This window comes from Nocardia vaccinii NBRC 15922, from assembly GCF_001613305.1.
Taxonomy (GTDB): Bacteria; Actinomycetota; Actinomycetes; order Mycobacteriales; family Mycobacteriaceae; genus Nocardia; species Nocardia vaccinii.
Map to the genome: position 1 here is coordinate 150251 of NZ_BDCC01000017.1, position 20193 is coordinate 170443.

The following is a 20193-nucleotide window of genomic DNA, read 5'->3' on the forward strand; positions in this document are numbered from 1 at the left end:
GCTCACCCCGCCAATGCTTTCGGAATGGTCGCGTGCTCCGGCAGAATCACCCCGCACCCGAGCGAGGCCGCGAAGGCCGCCGCCTGATAGCGGTAGGACCGCCGGATCTTCAAGCGCGCCTGTGTGGACAGATCACGCGTGATGGCTTCGATACGCGGCAGATCGCCGCGCAGCGGCTCCGTGATCGTCACCAACGCACCGAACCGGGTCACACCGTGCCCGCGCGCCTGTTCCTCGCGGGCCTGCTGCGTCGCGCCCACCCGCAGGGTGGCCGCCGCCGAGACGACTCCGCGCTCGCTCTGCTGTGCCACCAGCGCGTTCTTGTAGTCGTCGTCGACGATCTCGGCGGCGTCGGCCGCCGAGTGCGGACGGTACACGATGGCGACGCGTTTGCGCGGTACCTCGGGATTGGGTGCGAGCAGGCGTTGCAGCACCCGCTCGTCCACCGCGCCCTCCGGAGCGGTGTCCATCTCCCAGGTCACCGAGCGACCGCCGTCGTGCAGGAAGTGGTCCCAGCGTTCCTCGTGCGAGACCGGACCGGCATCGGCCCAGTCCAGTCCGTGGCCGCCGGGTTCGCCGACGGCGACCTCGAGATCGGCCTGCGCGGCCGGATCGTAACTGCGCCGGATGAACGCGATCACCTCGTCCGCGGACATCGGCTGGGCGCGCACACCCGCCTCAGCCAGCGCCGCACAGATCCCCGGCAGCCGACGGCCGATCTCCACCGCCTCCTCCGCGGGGTTCTTGCGGCGCTCGGCGGTGGTGGCCTTGAACGTGATCGCCACGCGCGGCAGCAATTGCACACGCTCCTGGGGCAATTCGGTGGCCAGCTCGTACATCACCTGCTGCGCCAGATCCGGCGCCTGCGGATGGGTGATCGTGGACACCTCGGTCAGCAACCGGTTACCGGTCTCCGGGACGGTATCGATGACCGGCACCACCGCGATGATGTCGGACGTCTGACCCAGCGAGGCCAGGAAGGTGCCCCAGGCCGCGACCCAGCGATCGATCACCGGCTGATCCACCGCCTCGTGACCCTGCGGCCAGGCCCGCAGCACGACGGTGTACTGGCCGAACTGCGGCAGATGGATCATGCCGAAGCTGTAGCCGCCGGCATCGATCCCCTCGTACAACTTGGACGGCGCCATCAGCCCCGGCAGCCGGGCGACCCCGCCGGGGATCCGGGAGAACCGGCCGCCCCGGTAGACGTGCTCGCCCCGATTGCGACCGCGAATCCAATGGAACATCATCAATCCCGTCTCGTAGCCGGAGCGGCCCCCCGACCGCCACACCAGTGGAACCATCACCACGACGCCGATCCCGGCGACGAAGAACGCCGGTTTCGGTCCGGCCACCAACGCTGTCAGCAGCGCACTGATAACCACGACGAAGCCGAGCACCGTCTCGCCCCAGCGCAGGCCGAAAAGACCTGCGCTGCGTGGCTTCTGCCAGAGCCCGTACGAGCGCCGCTCATAGGTTTCGGTCGTCATCGTGGAATGGTGCTCCTGCCGAGGTCGGGTGAACGGTTGCCCCAGCCGTCACCGGCGATGTCACCCATCGCCGATTCACCGCGGTTGAGGCTGGCCGCGGCCGCGCGGGCATTGGCGATCCGGTTCATCGCACGGGCGGGCCCGGACGGCGTGGTCCCGGCTCCGCTGGCCGTCGGCGGACTCGCCGCGGCAGCCGCGCCGTTACCGCCGCCACCACCGCGCGGCGGGGGCACCGGACGGTTACCGCCGCCGCGACCACCGGCGCCTCCCGGCGGACGCGGCCCACGACCGCCGACATATCCGGGCGCGCCCGAGGCGGCGGTACCGCGCATGGCGACGGCCTTGGTGCCGACCGCGCCCAGGGCCATCGCACCCAGCACCACGCCGCCGGTGGCGGCCAGGCCCGAACCACCGTTGCCGACCATGCCGACCGCCGGAGCGACCAGGCGCATCAGCACCGGCAGGACGAAGGCGACGCTGCCGAGCAGCACGATCGCGACCAGCATCCGCTGTGCCTGATCCGCATCGGGAAGTCCTGCGGTGGAGGTGGTTTCGTCGGTGTTCCCGGCGGCCAGGAAGGCGATCATGTAGACAATCGCCGCCACCGGTTTCCACAGCATGAACGCGATGATCCAGCTCAGCAGCTTGGAGTAGGACTGTTTACCGATACTCGTGCCCGATGCTGCGGCGGCCAGCGGCAGCACACCCGCGGCGACGACCAGCATGCCCTGACGCACGATCGCGAGGACGATCTGCGCCAGCGCGCCGAGCAGACCCACGATCGCGATGATCAGCACCAGGCCCGGCGAGAATGCTTGCAGCTTACTGGTTTTCACCATCAACTCGGCGATGTTCTTCGCCTGGCCGTTGGTGGCATCCTGAATCACCCATGCGGAGAAGCGATCCGAGGCCTGCGTGCCCGCCACGATCACCGCGCCCAGCATCCAGGAGCTGAACACCACCCGGGCGAACATCCGGAACGATTCGGCCGCTTCGGATATCAACGCACCACGTCTGGCCTCGGCGAGTCTGACCCCGGACAGGATGATCGAGACGATCAGCAGCAGGATCTGCGCCTGATAGGTGTAATCGTTGATCTTCTGGAACAGCTGGCCGCCGTTGCTGAGCCGCTCGTTGGGCACCTTCATCCAGAAGGTGAGCGCCATGATCAGCGCTTGGCCCAGGCCGCTCATCAGCGAGTCGACCACCTTGCCGAAGGTGGAATCCCAAGCCTTGTCGCGCACGGCGGTGGACGCGTCGCCGGGATGGGTCGCGGCGTTGGCGCCCTTACAGGCCGCCGAGGCGGCATCACCCAGCGAGACTCCGGGAAGCCCCATGTTGTCCAGGTCGTCGTGAATCTGGTTGCAGGTCTGATCGAATCCGTAGGTCTGCCCGTATGCCACGGTGGGCGTGGCGATCACGACAGTGAAGACGACCGCGAGAATCGTGATCAAACGCCTGATCAAATGGCTCACCTTTCCATCCCATCCCCTGCTCGCCGCTGTGCTCACCATTTCGTCCACCCATCCAGCGAGTCCACGTACTCCGTCTGCGACCCCGAGGCATCGGTCGGCTTCAGCCGCCAATCCCCGTTGTCCCACACCATGACCAGGCGGACCGCCGCCCACAGTTGTTTGCCGTCGTTGACCGGGCCGCGTGCGGCCAGCCGCACGATGGCCATGTCATCGGCATAGTTCTCGATCTGAAACGCGTCCGGCGCCACCAGATATCGCGTCACCTGCTCGGGCTGCTGCTGCGGCAGCCGTCCAGCCGAACGCGCCTTGTCGTAGGCGGCGAGCTGCTGGGCGCTGGCCTTGACCTGGTGCACGTACAGATCCCGGTCGGCCGGACGTGCGTTGAGCCGGTAAGTGATCTGCGCCGCCGCCAGCACCGCGCCCTGTGGAGTGTGTGAATACCCCGTGGCCAGGCCGTCCGCGATCCGGGTCGGACCGTCGCTGCTGGAGAACGGCACCGAGGCGCCGAACACCCGCTGCCAGCCGTATGGTGCGGTGATACCGGTCGGGGCGGCAGTCAGCCAGTCCTGGTCGCTCGGCTTGTGTTCCTTGCCCGGATCCTGCGGAAGTACTTGTCCGGCAGGGTTGTTCGGTACATCCACCCGGCGGCCGAACACGTCCACCGCGGGCGCGGCGAAACCGGTCGCGTCCGAGCCCGCCGCCGGGGACGGCGCCCCCGGAGCCGCGGCCTGACCGCCACCACTGTGCGAACCACCGTGATTGACGTACATGAACACCCCGACGACCACGATCAGCGCCAGCACCGCCGCGGAGGCGATGCCGCCGAAGGAGATTCCGCGGTCCGAGTCCGCATCCTTGTCCTTCATGTCGGCAGGAAGGTCAGGGCGATCGCGCTTGCGGATGAGGCCACGATCGCGCCGACCAGGCTCATCACGATGCCGTGCGACGCGTCGTTGATCGCCATGTCGTCGCGCATCGCCGACCACAGACGCCCGGCCGAGATGATCAGCCAGGCAAGGCAGAACAACAGCACCACCCAGAGCAGCCAATCGATCAGCTGCATCAACGGCGCGACGACGTCGGCCGGCATCTGTTTGTAGGCAAGCACTCCGCGCCTCGCCTCTATGATCCGATGGCGGCGTTCATGATGGTCCCGGCGCTGGTGGCGATGATTCCGCCGATCATGGCGCCGGCCACCATCTTCGGCGACTCGAGGCCCCCGCCGGTCCACTTCTCCCAAGCGAAGCGGCCACCCGCGTAGGTGATGCCCAGGATGCCCGACAGCAGCACGAACCAAGTGAAGTAACGGACCAATTTGAGCAATTTGTCGGAGGCGGGCGGCGCCTCCGGGGTCGGGTTTCCGACCTGGGCGAGAACAACGCTGTACGTCTCGTGTACAGCGAGCAGGATGGTACTCATCGAGCGTCCTTCTCAATAGGTGAACCGAAAACAAAGCCGTGTACCGGGAGTACACCGTCAGTTACGCCATGTCGCCGCCCGCCCAGCGGCGGCCGAGAGTGCACGGTCATCGCCTGCCCTCTTCCTCGAAATGTGAAGCGGTGCTTACCTTTTCACGAATCAGAGCCACTATACCCGTACCGATCTGGTCTACGTCGTGCGGAACTTCGTGCAGCGGATCGAGTTTGCGTTTGCTCTGCTGCGGCGGCGGATCGCTGGGCGACCAGACCGGCAGTTGCTCGGGTTCGACCAGCGTCCACTCCTCGTACCACGGGACCTGCCAGACCGGTCCGGCCAGCGAGCCCACCACATCTCGGTAGCGGCGGATCTCCGCCGGGATACGGCCGGGCCGCGCGGCCACCGTGATCAGTCCGAGGACCTCACACGATCCGGCCAGGCCCGCATGGTGCTGACGGAGCAGATCGTGCGCCCGGGTCAGGCCCGAAATCGTCTCGCGCGCAACAAGAACCACGAAAGGAGATTCGCGCTCGAAGACACCCGGCCACCGGCGATGGGAGTCCGCCGCGGGTGCGAGCACATGCGCGAGAGTGCTGGCGCCGGCGCCGCCGTGCACACCTAGCAACCACACCAGCGGCGCGCGTCCGGCGCCGGGCACGGGCCGGTCCCAGATGGGCGCGCGACGATTCTCCGGCGGTGCGACGACGCCCGCCGCCCCCGTCGGCCGGTCGGCCTGCTCGGGGGTTTCCGATGGTTTGCGACTTTCCTTCATGGCCGCGGTCATGATGCCACCCCGGCCAGCAGGGTGCGATACGCCCTGCGTGTCTCGGCGGTAAGTGCGTTGTGTCGCACCAGTTCTCCACGCGCCAGATGCTGATCGTAGGGAATCTCGCGGATATCCCGGACCCATCCGTTGAGATGTTCGCGCAGATGTTTCGCCACCGGGGCGCTGTCGCCGGGCAGTTGATGGGACACCACGATCGTGGTGTCCCCGACGATCCCGCCGCCCTGCCCCTCGGTCTGCCCGCCGAACTCGTCGTCCAGCCATTCCAGGGTCACCCGCAGCCGGTTGGCCGCGTCGGCGCGCGCCGGAATCGCCAGTACCAGCGCGATATCGGCATCCTCGAGCAGAGGCCGCAGGTGCCGCGCGGCGATCGGGCTGCCGCCGTCGTAGACCGGAGTGTGACCGGCGTCGGCGAGCGCCCGCGCGACGGTCAGGTAGGTCGCGCGGCGACGCAACGGCGCGGCATCGCGCCAGAGCAGGCCGATGCCCGAACTCGCTTGGGACAGGCACTCCTTCAGCGGTGCGGGCTCGTCGTCGCCGCGGCCGTACAGCCAGGATTGCAGGCTGATCGGGCTCAGATGTTCGTCCGCGCCGCGCAGGGCCAGATCGCTGCCCGAGGCCGTCGCGTCCACCGCGACCGTCGCCAGGCCGCCGGCCCCGAGTTCCGCGGCCAGCCCCAAGGCCGTCGTCGTGGTACCCGCTCCGCCGCAGCCGCCGACCACCAGAATCGGCCGCGGCAGTAGATCACCCGCGCCGTCCTCGCGCCTGCTCCGACGTAACCGCACCACCGGAGCCCTGTCGCGCGTGCGCGAACCCGCCGGGTCGCCCGCCTCGGGCGTCTCGTCGAGCCACTGGCTCCAGTCCTGTCCCATCGTCTCAGCTCTCCTCTTAACCGGCCGTGATACCCGTGATCAGGGTGCGGCCGCCGACTACCTCGGTGGTCACCGTCTGCCGGTCGTAGGTCGCGGGCGCGCCGCCGGGCCGTTGTTCGGTGACCTCCACCGAATACCTGGAATCCCCGGACGGCGCCACCCGCACGCAGTACGCGGTCCCCGCGGGGACCGAGTCGATGCCGCGCTGGATCACCTCTGCCGGAGGCAGACTCGCCTCGGGTGCGACGACCTCGCGGGCGCGTTCGGCGGAACGGTCGACGTAGTAGGCGTGCTGGAACCACATGATCGCGTCGGGCCCGGAACCGGTGCCGCCCGGCTCCGCCCCGCGCACCACCGCACCGATGTGCTCGGTCGGACAGGTCAGGGCCGTGCCGGTGGTCGCGCCGGTGAGCCGAATCTCCGAAATAACCGGATGCGCGGAATGCGCGGCGCCGCTACGAGTCTGAAGCAAATACACAGCGAACATCGCCGCGGCGGCCAGCAGGAGAACCGCGACCCCCAGGACGATCGCGACGCGCAGACCGCCGGCCCCGGTCTGCCGGCGCAGGCTGCGCGGCGCGGTCGCCGCACCGGGACCACCCCGGGGCAGACCGCCGCGGCGGCGCGGAATCCAGCTCCGGCGCGCCGCTTTCTTCCGGCCGCCGCCGGTCGATTCGGGCCAGTCGTCGAGCCAGTCGGCCGAATTGCCCGGCCAGTCATCCTCGTCCAGCGGCCCGGGGTGACGCGAGGAGGATTGCGCCGCACGGGAATCCCCGCTCTCCCGCTCGGATTCCCCGATGCCGGATTCGTCCCGAGAACGCCGCTCACGCGCTCGGATCGTCTCGTCCGCGGCATTGTGGCCGGGATGGGACCGCCGAGGGCGGCGGGCCGGTGCGCGCGCCTGTTCGTCCCACGGAAACTGGACCAGCTCGGCGTCGCCCACGGGGTAGTCGTCGTCCGGGCCGGGGGCGTGATCGCCCGCGACCCAATCCGACCAGCCGCCGACGAATTCGGCGCGACGCGTGCCGGTCTCCCCGGCGAACGGGAGGTCGAACGGTTCGGGCTCGGTCTCCCGGATGTAGTGCGGGTACTGCCCCGCACCCCCTTCGCTCAGCGCCTGCTCGAGCCCGGGATCGGCGGCCTCGCGCGATGCCGCGGCACCCTGCGGCTCGAGGGCCGGGAACCAGTGCTGCACATCTTTGTACGAGTTCAACATTCCCCCGTCCCCGCAGAGCCAGGCACCTCGTGCGTCATCGTCGGACCCTCTCGGCGATCAGTTCGTGGTGAACGGGTACGGAAATTCTCCCGTACCCGACGAATTCGGCGAACTCGACGCGCCGGATGCGACGGCCGAGATTCCGCCTACCAGGCTTTTCACATTCTCACACCGACCCCGGGCACTGCGACTTCCGCTGGTCGCGACGGTGCAGCGGAATGCGGCTTCGCCTGACGGCCAGGCGCGATGGCGTAGCTCACGCCGGAACACACGAAAGTGAAACGATGTCGACCCAGCTTCCGCGCCAGCGGCGCCACATCGATCCGGTCGAATGCCCGAGGCGGCCAACGCCGCAGCGATACCGTTGCCGAAGGGGTGCGGGAGGACTGCCACGAGCTGTGGATACGCGGCGGCTCGCGGGGCCTTCGCCGAGGCGTCACCCGTGACCAGCCCGTTCCAGGTTGTCCGCGCGGTCAGCATCGTCCGACCCCCTTAACCAGCTGTGTGCAAGGCGTTCGGAGGGCCGAGAGCCGCGGCGAGCGAGACATTCGGTGATCAGTTCGAGTTGCCGCCGTTGCCGTGTGAGCCCCGAAACGCAATAGACCGTAACAGAATCCGGCGAACTCCGCAGTGCATCCCTCGAGATGCGACCCCGGGACGGGAAGGATCCGCGCCCGGACTCGGCCACACCGGAAGAATTTTCGCGGATCGCCGCGCGAGATCAGACCATCGGCAACAGTACAGCAATCAAACTCGAGCGCGAAGGAGAAGATCTCGCGTGAACGATGCCGTGCCACAACCGAATTGAACGCCATGGAATTGCCGCGATTCGAACATTTCAGCCGAAGAGCTCGAATTGCCGCGTAGATGCACATAATTCGCATTCGCCGCGGTTTCGCTGATCATGATCCCGGCGTCCGGATCGACGAGTACTCGCAAGATCGCACCCGGTCCGCCCGCAAACCTGGACAGCAGACCAACAAAGTCGCCGGCTCGCGCCACCCTCGCCGATCGCGCCCGCCGGGGGGCCTCGAGCGAGTTCCCAGGTCGGTCCGGGCAGACTGTCCGAGTGGCTCAACTACCCCTGGCAGCCGTGGGCTGCGCATTCATCGGCGCGGTGATGTTCGCCGTGTCCGCCGTGGCGCAGCAGCGAGCGGCGGCGGATGTACCCGAGGGCGATGCGCTCCTGGCCCGGTTGATCCGCAATCCGCGCTGGTGGGCGGGCATCGTCGGCGATGCGGGCGGATTCGGCTTCCAGGTGGCGGCCCTGGCCATGGGTTCGGTTCTGGTCGTCCAGCCGATCCTGGTGACCTCGCTGGTCTTCGCGCTGCCACTGGCCGCACACTACAGCGGCCGGCGAGTCACACCGGTGATGTGGGCACAGGCCGCGGCACTGTCGGTGGCGCTGGCGGTGTTCCTGGTCATCGGGGATCCGACCGAGGGGCACACCGACGCACCCTGGCATCGCTGGATCGGTTCCCTGGGGCTGCTGGGCGGGCTGATCGTGGTGGACATCGTGATCGCCGGCACCGTCCGCATACCCGCCCTGCAGGCCCTGCTGCTGGGCACCGCCGCCGGTCTACTGTTCGGCATCTCCGCCGCCCTCACCGAACATGTCACCGAGCTGTTCGGCGATGGGCTGGGCGCGGTGCTGACCAGCTGGGAGCCCTACACCCTGGCAGCCACCGGAATAGCCGGACTCTATCTACAACAACGCGGATACCAAGTGGGCCCGCTGTCCGCCTCGCTCCCCGCGTTCACCGTCGCCGAACCGCTCGGAGCGGCGTTCATCGGCCTCACCGTCCTGGACGAGCGCCTGCGCAGCGGTCCGGTCGGCACCGCCGCGGTCATGCTCGCGGTAGTGGTGATGTGCATCGCGGCGGTACTGCTCTCGCGCGCTCAGGCGGCGGGGTTGCCGGACGGCAGTGTGGCGAGCTGACCGTCGAGACGCCGGTACACGGTCGACCGGCGCGCATCCGCTATGCCGCCGACGTCACCCGGTACACGTCGTACACGCCCTCGACATTGCGCACCACATTCAGCAGGTGGCCGAGGTGCTTGGGATCGCCCATCTCGAAGGTGAACTTGCTGATCGCCACGCGGTCACCGGAGGTCATCACCGAGGCCGAGAGGATGTTCACCTTCTCGTCGGCGAGCACCTTGGTCACATCAGAGAGCAGGCGGGTGCGGTCCAGCGCCTCGATCTGGATGGCGACCAGGAATACCGATGACGGCGACGGCGCCCAGGTGACCTCGATGATCCGTTCCTGTTGCGCCTGAAGGGAATCGGCATTCGTGCAGTCGGTGCGGTGCACGCTCACCGCGCCGCCGCGGGTGACGAAACCCATGATCTCGTCGCCCGGCACCGGCGTACAGCACTTCGCCAGTTTCGCGACAGTGCCTGGCGCGCCGGGGATTTCGACCCCGGCATCGCCACCGGATCGCTGACGCAGCGGCAGCGTGGAGGGTGTACTGCGTTCGGCCAGTTCGTTTTCCACGTCACCGACGCCGCCGAGCTGAGCCATCAGCCGCTGCACGACGTGATGCGCGGACACCTGGTTCTCGCCCACCGCCGCGTACAGCGCGGAGATGTCCGAGTAGTGCAGTTCATGGGCCAGCGCGGTCATCGCGTCGACGCTCATCAGCCGCTGCAGCGGCAGGCCGGAGCGGCGGACCTCCTTGGAGATCTGCTCCTTGCCCGCCTCGAGCGCCTCCTCGCGGCGCTCCTTGGCGAACCATTGCCGGATCTTGGCCTTCGCCCGCGGGGAGACCACGAAGTTCTGCCAGTCGCGGCTCGGCCCGGCGTTCTGCGCCTTGGAGGTGAAGATCTCGACGACCTCGCCGTTCTCCAGCTGCCGCTCCAACGCGACCAGCCGACCGTTCACCCGCGCGCCGATGCACTTGTGCCCGACCTCGGTGTGCACCGCGTACGCGAAATCGACCGGAGTCGACTTCTGCGGCAACGTGATAACATCACCCTTCGGCGTGAACACGAAGATCTCCGGCGACTTCAGGTCGAAGCGGAGCGATTCCAGGAACTCCGCCGGGTCCGCGGCCTCACGCTGCCAGTCCAGCAGCTGACGCATCCAGGCCATATCGTCGACCTCGGCGATATCACCGGAGTGCCGGCCCTTGGTCTCCTTGTACCGCCAGTGCGCGGCGATGCCGAATTCGGCGGTGCGGTGCATGTCCCGGGTGCGGATCTGCACCTCGAGCGGCTTGCCGTCCGGACCGACGACGGTGGTGTGCAGCGACTGGTACACCCCATAGCGCGGCTGGGCGATGTAATCCTTGAACCGGCCCGCCATCGGCTGCCACAGCGAGTGCACCACGCCGACCGCGGCATAGCAGTCGCGCACCTCCTCACACAGGATGCGGATGCCGACCAGGTCGTGGATGTCGTCGAAGTCCTTACCCTTGACGATCATCTTCTGGTAGATCGACCAGTAGTGCTTCGGACGCCCCTCGACGCTGGCATTGATCCGGCTGGCGGCCAGGGTGTTCACGATCTCGGCGCGGACCTTGGCCAGATAGGTGTCCCGCGAAGGCGCGCGGTCGGCCACCAGACGTACGATCTCGTCGTATTTCTTGGGGTGCAGGATCGCGAACGCGAGATCCTCCAGCTCCCATTTGACCGTGGCCATACCCAGCCGATGTGCCAGCGGCGCAATGACTTCCAGCGTCTCGCGCGCCTTCTTCGCCTGCTTCTCCGGCGGCAGGAAGCGCATGGTGCGCATATTGTGCAGGCGGTCGGCGACCTTGATGACCAGCACGCGCGGATCGCGCGCCATCGCGATGATCATCTTGCGGATGGTTTCGGCCTCCGCGGCCGCGCCCAGATTGACCTTGTCGAGTTTGGTGACGCCGTCGACCAGGTGGGCGACCTCCTGACCGAATTCCTGGGTCAGCTCGTCCAGGGAATAGCCGGTGTCCTCGACCGTGTCGTGCAGCAGCGCGGCGACCAGGGTGGTGGTGTCCATCCCGAGTTCGGCCAGGATATTGGCCACAGCCAGCGGATGGGTGATGTACGGATCGCCGGACTTGCGGAATTGGTGCGCGTGCTTCTCGTCGGCCACGTCGAACGCGCGCTGCAGCAGTTGCAGATTGGCCTTCGGATACAGCTCGCGATGCACCGTCGCCAACGGCTCGAGGACCGGTTTGACCGCCGCGATACCGCGCTGGCCGGTCATCCGGCGGGCCAGCCTGGCACGCACCCGCCGCGATGCCGAGGTCGATACGACCGCCGGGCTGCCCGGCTGACGCGGCGGCATGGACCGCGGAGTCGGGGCCGATGCGGACTTGGCGGGGGCCGCGGAAGGCGCGGGCGCAGCACGATCGCCAGCCATCGTTTGCTCGGCATTCGCCTTTTCCAGATGCTGAGTCATGCCACCACCTCTCCCGCCTCGACCGCAACACCCTATCCGATGCGCCGGTGCGGCTCAGACCACCAACTTTAATCCCCAGCACCGACGACCGCCGCTTCCTGGGAAATGCGCCCGATTCCGGGGCGCACACGGTATCCGCGGACCGTCCGGCGGCCGGGCGATACCGGCGTCTATACAGAACGCGGGCCGGGCCCGGACAGTTCCCACCGCGATGCCACGAATTCGCGGACGCCGGGTCGGCGGCCGCACCGGCACGATCGAACCGCCCGTCACGGATCCTCGAGCAGGCCGTCCTCGGTGAGTTCCAGCCACCGGGTGACCCCGATCTCCTCGAGGAATCGCCGATCGTGACTGACCACGATCAGCGCGCCCTCGAATCCCGTCAAGGCCTCCGTGAGATGGGCCAAGCTGGGCAGATCGAGGTTGTTGGTCGGCTCGTCCAGGAGCAGCAGCCGCGGCGCGGGATCGGCCAGCAGCAACATCGCCAGCGCCGCCCGCAAACGTTCCCCGCCGGACAACGCACCCGCCGCCACGTCGGCGTCCGCACTGCGGAACAGGAAGCGGGCCAACTGGGCGCGGACCCGTTCGGCGGTGGCGTGTGGCGTTGCCGCCGAGACGTTCTCGAAGACCGACCGCTGCTCGTCGAAAACGTCCAGACGCTGCGGCAGCATCCGCCACGGCACCTTCGGCGGTTCGGCGGCGATCCGGCGCAACAGCGTGGATTTGCCCGCCCCGTTGCGTCCGGTCAGCGCGATCCGCTCCGGGCCGTTCACCCGCAGCGTGACCACCGGACCGTTCGCCAGCCGCACCTCGTCCAGCGCGATGACGTCCTGCCCCGGATACAGCCGAGTCCCGGGCAGATCCACCCGGATCTCCCGATCATCGCGCAACTGCTCCTGCGCCCGGTCCAGGGTCCGGCGCGCCTGCTCCACTTTCGCCAGGTGGTTGTTCCGCAACTTGCCCGCGGACACCTGCGCCTGCCGTTTGCGTTCGCCCATAACGATTTTCGGCTCGCGCTTCTGCTCGAACATCTTCTGCCCGTACCGCTGGCGCCGATCCAGTTTGATCCGGGCCTCCACCAACTCGCGCGACTGTTTGCGCACATCGCTGCGCGCATCGCGAATCGCCGCGCGCGCGGCTTCCTGCTCGGCTTCGATGATCTCCTCGTACGCGGTGAAATTCCCGCCGAACAAACGGATCTCACCGCGTCGCAGCTCAGCGATCGCATCCACGCGATCGAGTAGTTCGCGATCATGGCTGACCATCAGCACGGTGCCGGAGAACTGGTCGATGACCTCGTAGAGCCGTTGGCGCGCATGCAGATCCAGATTGTTGGTGGGTTCGTCGAGCAGCAGAACGCCGGGTTCGCGCAGCAGTTCGGCGACCAGGCCGAGCAGCACCGTCTCCCCGCCCGACAGGGTGTCCAGGCGGCGATCCAGCTGGGAGACGTCCCCGGCCAGATAGTCCAGGCCCAGGCGGCCCAGCAGCGCGACCGCGGACTCCTCGACGTCCCAGCGGTTGCCGACGGCGTCGAAATCGGTTTCGGTCCCCTCCCCCGATTCGATCCGGTGCAGCGCTCGCCGCACGCCGTCGATACCGAGTACCTCGTCTACACGCTGACCTGCGGCGAGCCCGATATCCTGGCGCAGATATCCGAGGCTGCCGCCGACGGTGATCGAACCTCGCACCGGCCGCAGTTCGCCGGCGATCAACCGGAGCAGCGTGGATTTCCCGACGCCGTTGCTGCCGACCAAGCCGATATGACCCGGCCCGAGACCGCTGTCCAGGCCGTCGAAGACGGGAGTGCCGTCGGACCAGGCGAAGGTGAGATCGGACAGCGAAACAGAGGTAGACATGTGCACGCTCCTGAGAGGTCGCGAGAATGCGGCGCGCGGGATGGCGGGCCACTCGACGGCTACCTCAGAAGAGCAACGGCACGGCTCCGATCAACGGAAATAAGACTGAGCCAGACTAACCAACCGGGTGCTTCCGCGCAAGGAATTCTCCGCGCGACCCATCTGCACGCAGTGGAACACCCCGGCCCGCCGGAATCGATGTAAACTGGATTACCAAGTGGCCTAACGTTTTTAGCGATCGGCGATGGGATCCGCTCAGCATGGACGTTTATCGCAGGTCCTACCGACGCGGTCCGGTGGGCACACTCATCAGCGCAGTCGGCAGCATCTTCGCCCTCATCGAAATCGTGCACATGCTGATGCTGCTGTTCGACCTGAATCCGGTGAACAGATTCTTCTCCGCCCTCAGGTCCCTGGCCGAGGCGCTGGCACTGTTCTTCCCCGGGCTGTTCGACACCGGCAATCACGAGCTGAACATAGTCGTGGGGTACGGCCTGGCCGCGGCGTTCTGGCTGCTCGTGGCCGGAATCCTCGCCCGCGTACTGGGTCGCTTCTAGATCCCGGCGGCGATCGGCGCGGCCTCGATCAGTGGTCGTGCGGGGTCAGGAATTCGAGCCGGTGATGCTGGAGGAATTCGAAGGCCGGCGCCCACTGCCCGGTGAACACGTCCTGCTCGTGCCCGATCGTATGCGCCGAGGCCGCACCGACCCGCGGATTCTCGCAGACCACCCGTGCATCGTGTCGTCCGTGCCGCACCGGTCCGCTGTCCAGGCTCACCGTGCCGTCACCACCGACGGCACGCCAGGGCATATCGATGCCCGTGGCGGCGATCCGACAGGATTGCCCGGGCTTCTCGCCCGAGACCCGCGCGGTGATGGTATTCCCGCCGTGTACGTCCACCGACGGCGCGGCCGAGGCGGTCGCCGCACCGACGGCGAGGACGACTCCCACCGCGCCAACGGCGGCGACGCTGATTCTGGTGTGTTGCGCTCGGCTCATGAGTCTGATTGTGGATCCGAATCCCTGTGCCTCGATGGAGTCCGGCCGGTATGACCGGAAGCACGGCTCCGCTACCTCCGCGCCGCCGCGGGCACGAGCATAGCGACCCGCCCGCAATCTCACAACCGATACCGGAAGCTACAGGCGCACAATCGAAGTCAGCGGATAGTCGCCCTGGCGCGTCCGGCCGGCCAGGAAGCCGAGCTCGAGTACCACCGCGGCGGCCGTGACCTCCGCACCCGCGGCCGTGAACAGGCCCGCCGCCGCGGCGAGGGTGCCGCCGGTGGCCAGTACGTCGTCCAGTAGCAGGACCTTGCGGCCCCGCAGATCGATGCCGTCGGCGGGGATCTCCAGTGCGGCCGAACCGTATTCGAGGGTGTACTCACGCGAGAGCACCGGCGGCGGGAGCTTACCGGCCTTGCGCACCGCGACGACGCCCGTGCCCAGTGCGGCGGCGACACCCGCGCCGAGCAGGAAGCCACGCGCGTCCACCCCGGCCACCAGATCCACGTCCGGCGCACACGAACCCAGGTAATCGATCACCGCGTGGAACCCCTCGGCGTCGGCGAACACCGGTGTCAGGTCGGCGAAACGCACACCGGGAGCAGGGAAGTCGTCGTGCCAGCGGGTCAGCCGCTGGACCGCCTCGGCGGCCCGCACGACGCGCTCCCCCACCGCCTCGGCCGACTCGGTCAAACCGTGTTTACTCATCCGCACCCACTCCACTCATCCAGCGCCTTGCATCCGGGGCCGCGCCCACACTCGCGACGCTCACCGCCGCAACACCCAGCGATCCATATTCCACCCCGCACCGGCCTCGGTGGGGTTCACGATTCCACTCTGCATCCCGTTGCCGAACGCGATCGTCCGCGGTGTGTCGAACAGCGGAATCGTCGGCATCTCGTTCCACAGCAGATTCTCGGCCTCGGCGTCCAGATTGAGCACGTCGATCGAATTGTCCTCCGCCGCAAGCTGTTCGGCGATCGTGTCATAACGACCGTTGCCGTAGTGACCGAAATTCAGCCCCTGCCCGGTGTGCAGCGCCGCCGCGGCGGCCACACCGGACAGCGACCCGGCCGGACCCGGCGCACCCGCGGTACTGCCCAGCACCGCATCCACGCCGGTGCCGAGCTGAGTCGGCACGAAGGTCGGCGAGCCCGCGTCGACCACGGTGATCCCGGCCGCTCGACACGCGTCGGTGATCATCGCGACGGTCTGCGCGCGCCGATCGTCCGGCGCGCGATATCCGATCCGCACCGTCGGATTGTTCGCCCCCGCCGAGGTCAGGACCTGCTGCGCTCCGGCGGCGTCACCTCCGGTGTACTTGCCCGCCGCACCGGTACTCGACTGGTAGTACACCGAATCCGCCTGTGTCGTACGCGAATTCAACGACCCCGAACCCAGACCTGATTTCCGGTCGAATCCGGGATGCCCGAGCTTGTCGAACAGCGCCTTACGCGGAACGCACAGCGCGAAGGCGCGGCGCGCGTCGGCGGAGGCGAAGACGCCCGCCGTGGACAGCACCAACTGCTCCGCACCCCGGCTGGGCACCTGATTCACCGAAAATCCGCTGAGATCCAGATCCTTCACCGAACCCGCGCCGATGTCGACGACGCCGACCGCCTTGTCGGACACCTTCTTCTTCAGATCGGTGTTCTTGGGCCACACCACGATTCGCGGCGTCCGTGGCGCCAGGCCCCACCACTTCTCGTTCTTGACCAGAACCAGACCGTCACTGTCACTGTAGGAATCGATCCGGTACGGCCCCGAGGACGGGAAGAGTTTGGTGTCGACCTTGCCGGGCGTGAGATTCCAGCCGGTATTCCAGAACTGGGCCAATTTGTCCATCACGGCGGGTTCGGCGGTCTGCACCGCCAACACCACATTCGGCACCCCCGCGGCCTGCGCGACGATGTGCGCGGGCATCAGATCCGCGGCGTCGAACAGGGTCTGCCAGGGCAGGAAGTGCCGCCCCGGGCGGAAGACCACCGTCGCATCCTTCGAACCGGGCTGGCACTCGACCTTCTCGATATCGCGGTAGCCCGCGGTGGAGGCCGCGTCGAACATCGGGACCTGACCGCCGCCGGGCCCGGCCTTGGTGAAACGGCCGCTGCGCGCGGCCCACTCCAGCACCAGATCGTCACAGGAGGTGGGCACCCCGTCGGAGTACACGCCCTCCGGGTCGAGCCGGTACTGAATGGTCTGCACGTCGCCCGGCACCTGTTTGGCGGTGCCGTAGTCGGTGTCCGCGACCGGCTGGCCGTCCGGGCCGGTGTAGAAGAATCCGGTCATAACCCGCGCGAACACCGCTGCCGCGCCGCCGTTCGCACCCAGCGTGCTGCCGCCGTTGTAGCTCAGCGGCACCGCGTCGACCGCGTATCCGATGGACGGCACCTGATTCTTCGCCGAACATCCGGCCAGCACGCCACCGACGAGCGCACTCGTCGTCAGCACGCCGAACGTCCGCAACATCCACCGGCGGCCCGCGCGGCCCCCTTCGTGGTTACGCACGCTGCCCTCCGTCGTTTCGCAAGCTTCCTCCGCTGAATTCGCCGCGACTGCGCGAGGGCAGCGCCCGCATGGTCAGTGCCTGTTCTTGTGCCGCTTTCCGGTCGGCCGCGCACCGGGCCTCGGCGCCGCAGACCGGGGACCCTCATTCACCGGTTCACGACGACGGGGCGTAGCACCCGAGGCCGCCGCGCGACGCGGAGCGTCGCCGTCATCGGCCCGCGCCGCCCTACCGGATCGCTTGTTCAGCACCTTCCGGGTGTGCACGGCCACCGGGCCCCATCGCTCCTTGATCGAGACCAGCAGCGGCACGGCGAAGAAGATCGAGGAGTACGCGCCGACGACCATACCGATGAGCTGTACCAGCGCGAGATCCTTCAGCGTGCCGACGCCCAGCAGCCATACCGCGATGACCAGCATGCCGATGATCGGCAGGATGCCGATAACGGTGGTGTTGATCGAACGCATCAGCGTCTGGTTGGCCGCGAGGTTCGCGAATTCGGCATAGGTGCGGTTGGTGCGATGCAGCACTCCCCGGGTGTTCTCCTCGACCTTGTCGAAGACGACGACGTTGTCGTAGAGCACGTATCCCAGAATGGTCAGCAGGCCGATCACCGCGGCCGGGGTCACCTCGAACCCGACGATCGAGTAGAGGCCCGCGGTCACGATCAGGTTGAAGAACAGCGAGGCGATCGCGGCGATGGACATATCGCGTTCGAAGCGGATCGCGATATAGATCATCGTCAGCAGGACGAACACGCCCAGGGCGATGAGCGCCTTGCGGGTGACCTGGCCACCCCAGGTCGAACTGATCTCCGCGATGCTGATCGCGTTGCGACTGACCGTGCCGGTCGAATCCTTCGGATGGAAGGCATCGAACAGCGCGGTCTGCACCTTGTCCTGCTGCGTGGCATCCAGTGTGTCCGAACGGATCTCGTACGAGGCCGCGGCGCCCGAGCCGACCTTCTGCACGGTGACCGGATCGTGCCCGAGCGCCTTGGCGTAGGCGTCGGTGACCTGCGAGGTACTGGTCCCGGCGACAGCGGGCAGCTGGATCCGGGTACCACCGGCGAAGTCGATGCCGAGGGTGAATCCGCGCAGTCCGATACTCGACAGCGCGATCACGATCAGCGCCGCGGCCACGAGGTAGTACACGCGACGGCGCCCGACGATCCGGAAGCCGCCGGTGCCGGTGTAGAGCCGCTCGAAGAACCCGTGCCTGGGCGCGGCGGTCACGGCCTGATCGTTCACGGTATCGGTCTCCATGACGGAACTGGGGTTGCTCATCACGCCTCCTTACCGGCCGGAATGCCGGCGGCGGCCTTGCGTTCGCGCGCGTACTGCGCCACCGCGCCCAGTCCGTTGACCGAGGGCTTGGCCCAGAACGGCGAGCGCGAGGCCAGCATCATCAGCGGCGAGGTGACCAGGTACAGCACGATGACGTCGAGCACGGTGGTCAGGCCGAGGGTGAAGGCGAAGCCCTTCACCTGACCGGCGGCCAGGATGTACAGCACCGCCGAGGCGATCAGGCTGACCGTCTTACCGGACAGGTTGGTGCGCTGGGCGCGCGACCAGCCGCGTGGCACCGCCGAACGGAAACTTCGGCCCTCACGCATCTCGTCCTTGATGCGTTCGAAGAACACCACGAACGAGTCCGCGGTCATACCGATACCGATGATCAGACCGGCGATACCGGCCAGATCCAGGGTGAAATTGATCCACCGGCCCAGCAGCACGATGATCCCGTACACCGCGAAACCCGAAGCGACGAGCGAGAATCCGGCGAGGAAGCCGAGCATCCGGTAGTAGAGCAGGCAGTACAGCAGCACCGCGATCAGGCCGACCGCACCGGCGATCAGACCCGCGTGCAGCGAGGACAGGCCCAGCGTGGCGGAAACCGTCTCGGCCTCGGAGGTAGCGAAGGACAGCGGCAGCGAACCGTATTTGAGCTGGTTGGCCAGATCCTTGGCGGTCTGGGCGTTGAAATGCCCGGTGATCGAGGTGGTGCCGCCCTCCTGCGGGCCCTGCTGCACCACCGGCGCGCTGACGACCTTCGAGTCCAGGACGAAGGCGACCTGCTGGTTCACGTAGTCACCGGTGAGCTTTGCCCACGGATCGGAGTGCTTGAAGGTCAGATCCACCGACCACTGCGACTGCTGCTGGTTGAACGATGCGCTGGCGTCCTTGATGTCCTGCCCGTCGATGCGGCTCTTGTCCAGCAGATAGGTGCCGGTGCCGTCGGTTGCGCAGGTGACCAGCGGCAGATTCGGGTCGTCGTTACCGGCCAGCGGATCGGGTTTACTGCAATCCAGGGTCGCCAGGGCGAGCTGCTGGACCTGCTGATTGGTGCTCTGGCGCAGGGCCTTGGCCTTGGCGATGGCCTGTTTGGTCTGCTCGGCCGGGCTGAGCGTATTCGCCGGAGCCGGAGCCGAGGTGGACGGCGCCGGGGTGGCCGGTTTCGGCGTCGTCGAGGGCGTCGGCTTCTTCGGCGTGGCGGGTGGCGTGGTCGGGGCCTGCTCGTGGTAGTCCGCTGGGAACACGCGGTTCTGCGTGGCGTGGTTGGCGGTGCCGGGCTTCTGCGCACCCGGCGCCGGCGCGGGCGTCGCGTTGCCCGGCTGCTGAGTTCCGGGCGGCGTCATGCCCGGCAACGGCAGCCCGGGAGTGATATTGCCGGTGGGCCCGCCGGGCAGACCGCCCGCGGCGTTCTGCTGACCGGACTGCAGGACCGGGCGAATGTAGAGCTTGGCGGTGGTGGCCAGCGACTTGGCCTGCTGACCGTTCTGTCCGGGCACCGTGATGACCAGGTTGTCGCCGTCGATGACGACCTCCGACCCGGCGACGCCGAGGCCGTTGACCCGGGATTCGATGATCTGCTGGGCCTGCTTGAGGCTGTCCTGACTCGGCTTGCTGCCGTCCGGCGTGCGCGCACTGAGCGTCACGCGGGTGCCGCCCTGCAGGTCGATGCCGAGTTTGGCCGCCGCGGTCTTCGCATCGGTGAAGAACACCAGGCCGTAGATCACGATCAGCAGCAGCGCATAGACGCCGAGCAGCCGCAGCGGATGCCCCGTTCCCTTGGAAGGTGGCACAGTTCTTATCTCCTGGACAGTGTTGGGCCGGGCAGTGGACAGGGTGGGCAGGCGGATGCCGGTCGAGCGGTCGACTGCGGACATGCCGCAGCGCCATCGCACGCGG

Annotated in this window: 17 protein-coding genes; 2 read left to right on the forward strand and 15 right to left on the reverse strand. The window is 67.7% G+C overall.

Annotated elements, in window-relative coordinates; all coding sequences use genetic code 11:
• Nucleotides 1–2: 2 nt before the first annotated feature.
• The 8 genes from NV1_RS13030 to NV1_RS13065 all read right to left on the reverse strand — a co-directional run bounded on the left by NV1_RS13030 (nucleotide 3) and on the right by NV1_RS13065 (nucleotide 7253).
• Nucleotides 3–1490: an SCO6880 family protein gene (locus NV1_RS13030; protein ID WP_067890097.1), complete on the reverse strand. Its 1488-nt coding sequence runs from the start codon at nucleotides 1488–1490 to the stop codon at nucleotides 3–5.
• Nucleotides 1487–2965, reverse strand: coding sequence for a conjugal transfer protein TraG N-terminal domain-containing protein (locus tag NV1_RS13035; RefSeq protein ID WP_245713697.1), 1479 nt, complete (start codon nucleotides 2963–2965; stop codon nucleotides 1487–1489). Before NV1_RS13035 ends, NV1_RS13030 begins: the two co-directional genes overlap by 4 nt.
• 32 nt (nucleotides 2966–2997) lie before the next feature.
• Nucleotides 2998–3831, reverse strand: a complete 834-nt coding sequence (locus tag NV1_RS13040; RefSeq protein ID WP_067890099.1) for a DUF8175 domain-containg protein — start codon at nucleotides 3829–3831, stop codon at nucleotides 2998–3000.
• A complete protein-coding gene (locus NV1_RS13045) occupies nucleotides 3828–4055 on the reverse strand; it encodes a hypothetical protein (protein WP_067666622.1) in 228 nt (75 codons plus the stop codon). Before NV1_RS13045 ends, NV1_RS13040 begins: the two co-directional genes overlap by 4 nt.
• Before the next feature lie 32 nt (nucleotides 4056–4087).
• Nucleotides 4088–4384 (reverse strand): hypothetical protein, encoded by a 297-nt coding sequence (locus NV1_RS13050; RefSeq protein WP_067890103.1) that lies wholly within the window; start codon nucleotides 4382–4384, stop codon nucleotides 4088–4090.
• 106 nt (nucleotides 4385–4490) lie between these two features.
• Nucleotides 4491–5165 carry a DUF6668 family protein gene (locus NV1_RS13055; RefSeq protein WP_067890105.1) on the reverse strand — a complete coding sequence of 225 codons (675 nt, stop codon included), beginning with the start codon at nucleotides 5163–5165 and terminating at the stop codon, nucleotides 4491–4493.
• Nucleotides 5162–6037: a MinD/ParA family ATP-binding protein gene (locus NV1_RS13060; protein ID WP_067890106.1), complete on the reverse strand. Its 876-nt coding sequence runs from the start codon at nucleotides 6035–6037 to the stop codon at nucleotides 5162–5164. Before NV1_RS13060 ends, NV1_RS13055 begins: the two co-directional genes overlap by 4 nt.
• Nucleotides 6038–6053: 16 nt before the next feature.
• Nucleotides 6054–7253 (reverse strand): DUF8176 domain-containing protein, encoded by a 1200-nt coding sequence (locus NV1_RS13065; protein ID WP_067890108.1) that lies wholly within the window; start codon nucleotides 7251–7253, stop codon nucleotides 6054–6056.
• A gap of 1069 nt (nucleotides 7254–8322) precedes the next feature.
• On the opposite strand from NV1_RS13065, the gene NV1_RS13075 reads away from it, so the two are divergent.
• On the forward strand, nucleotides 8323–9192 hold the full coding sequence (locus tag NV1_RS13075) for a DMT family transporter (protein ID WP_157116867.1): 870 nt from the start codon (nucleotides 8323–8325) through the stop codon (nucleotides 9190–9192).
• Nucleotides 9193–9232: 40 nt separating this feature from the next.
• Here the strand turns inward: NV1_RS13075 and NV1_RS13080 are convergent, their stop codons facing one another.
• Together NV1_RS13080 and NV1_RS13085 are read right to left on the reverse strand one after the other, a co-directional pair.
• On the reverse strand, nucleotides 9233–11524 hold the full coding sequence (locus NV1_RS13080; RefSeq protein WP_245713709.1) for a RelA/SpoT family protein: 2292 nt from the start codon (nucleotides 11522–11524) through the stop codon (nucleotides 9233–9235).
• A gap of 383 nt (nucleotides 11525–11907) precedes the next feature.
• A complete protein-coding gene (locus NV1_RS13085) occupies nucleotides 11908–13494 on the reverse strand; it encodes an ABC-F family ATP-binding cassette domain-containing protein (protein ID WP_067890120.1) in 1587 nt (528 codons plus the stop codon).
• Between the two features lie 260 nt (nucleotides 13495–13754).
• On the opposite strand from NV1_RS13085, the gene NV1_RS13090 reads away from it, so the two are divergent.
• Entirely contained in the window at nucleotides 13755–14051 is a 297-nt protein-coding gene (locus tag NV1_RS13090; RefSeq protein ID WP_067890123.1) for a hypothetical protein, read from the forward strand.
• A 28-nt stretch (nucleotides 14052–14079) separates the two neighbouring features.
• On the opposite strand, the gene NV1_RS13095 is transcribed toward NV1_RS13090, so the two are convergent.
• The 5 genes from NV1_RS13095 to secD all read right to left on the reverse strand — a co-directional run bounded on the left by NV1_RS13095 (nucleotide 14080) and on the right by secD (nucleotide 20087).
• Nucleotides 14080–14493, reverse strand: coding sequence for a hypothetical protein (locus NV1_RS13095; protein WP_067890130.1), 414 nt, complete (start codon nucleotides 14491–14493; stop codon nucleotides 14080–14082).
• Nucleotides 14494–14631: 138 nt separating this feature from the next.
• Nucleotides 14632–15204: an adenine phosphoribosyltransferase gene (locus tag NV1_RS13100; RefSeq protein ID WP_067890565.1), complete on the reverse strand. Its 573-nt coding sequence runs from the start codon at nucleotides 15202–15204 to the stop codon at nucleotides 14632–14634.
• 60 nt (nucleotides 15205–15264) lie between these two features.
• A complete protein-coding gene (locus NV1_RS13105; RefSeq protein ID WP_067890138.1) occupies nucleotides 15265–16965 on the reverse strand; it encodes an ABC transporter substrate-binding protein in 1701 nt (566 codons plus the stop codon).
• Nucleotides 16966–17076: 111 nt separating this feature from the next.
• Nucleotides 17077–18288: a protein translocase subunit SecF gene (secF, locus tag NV1_RS13110; RefSeq protein ID WP_067890140.1), complete on the reverse strand. Its 1212-nt coding sequence runs from the start codon at nucleotides 18286–18288 to the stop codon at nucleotides 17077–17079.
• The gene (gene secD, locus NV1_RS13115) at nucleotides 18288–20087 is read right to left on the reverse strand and encodes a protein translocase subunit SecD (RefSeq protein WP_067890568.1); all 1800 of its coding nucleotides are present in this window, start codon (nucleotides 20085–20087) and stop codon (nucleotides 18288–18290) included. The genes secF and secD overlap by 1 nt, the downstream gene beginning before the upstream one ends.
• Between the last annotated feature and the right edge of the window lie 106 nt (nucleotides 20088–20193).

What these genes read in the sequence shown, in the direction of transcription:
- NV1_RS13030 (WP_067890097.1), bottom strand. Translation starts at nt 1,490, where the DNA reads ATGACGACCGAAACCTATGAGCGGCGCTCGTACGGGCTCTGGCAGAAG.
- NV1_RS13050 (WP_067890103.1), bottom strand. Translation starts at nt 4,384, where the DNA reads ATGAGTACCATCCTGCTCGCTGTACACGAGACGTACAGCGTTGTTCTC.
- NV1_RS13090 (WP_067890123.1), top strand. Translation starts at nt 13,755, where the DNA reads ATGGACGTTTATCGCAGGTCCTACCGACGCGGTCCGGTGGGCACACTC.
- NV1_RS13045 (WP_067666622.1), bottom strand. Translation starts at nt 4,055, where the DNA reads ATGCCGGCCGACGTCGTCGCGCCGTTGATGCAGCTGATCGATTGGCTG.
- NV1_RS13080 (WP_245713709.1), bottom strand. Translation starts at nt 11,524, where the DNA reads ATGCCGCCGCGTCAGCCGGGCAGCCCGGCGGTCGTATCGACCTCGGCA.
- NV1_RS13055 (WP_067890105.1), bottom strand. Translation starts at nt 5,165, where the DNA reads ATGACCGCGGCCATGAAGGAAAGTCGCAAACCATCGGAAACCCCCGAG.
- NV1_RS13040 (WP_067890099.1), bottom strand. Translation starts at nt 3,831, where the DNA reads ATGAAGGACAAGGATGCGGACTCGGACCGCGGAATCTCCTTCGGCGGC.
- NV1_RS13105 (WP_067890138.1), bottom strand. Translation starts at nt 16,965, where the DNA reads ATGTTGCGGACGTTCGGCGTGCTGACGACGAGTGCGCTCGTCGGTGGC.
- NV1_RS13095 (WP_067890130.1), bottom strand. Translation starts at nt 14,493, where the DNA reads ATGAGCCGAGCGCAACACACCAGAATCAGCGTCGCCGCCGTTGGCGCG.
- NV1_RS13060 (WP_067890106.1), bottom strand. Translation starts at nt 6,037, where the DNA reads ATGGGACAGGACTGGAGCCAGTGGCTCGACGAGACGCCCGAGGCGGGC.
- NV1_RS13065 (WP_067890108.1), bottom strand. Translation starts at nt 7,253, where the DNA reads ATGTTGAACTCGTACAAAGATGTGCAGCACTGGTTCCCGGCCCTCGAG.
- secF (WP_067890140.1), bottom strand. Translation starts at nt 18,288, where the DNA reads ATGAGCAACCCCAGTTCCGTCATGGAGACCGATACCGTGAACGATCAG.
- NV1_RS13100 (WP_067890565.1), bottom strand. Translation starts at nt 15,204, where the DNA reads ATGAGTAAACACGGTTTGACCGAGTCGGCCGAGGCGGTGGGGGAGCGC.
- NV1_RS13085 (WP_067890120.1), bottom strand. Translation starts at nt 13,494, where the DNA reads ATGTCTACCTCTGTTTCGCTGTCCGATCTCACCTTCGCCTGGTCCGAC.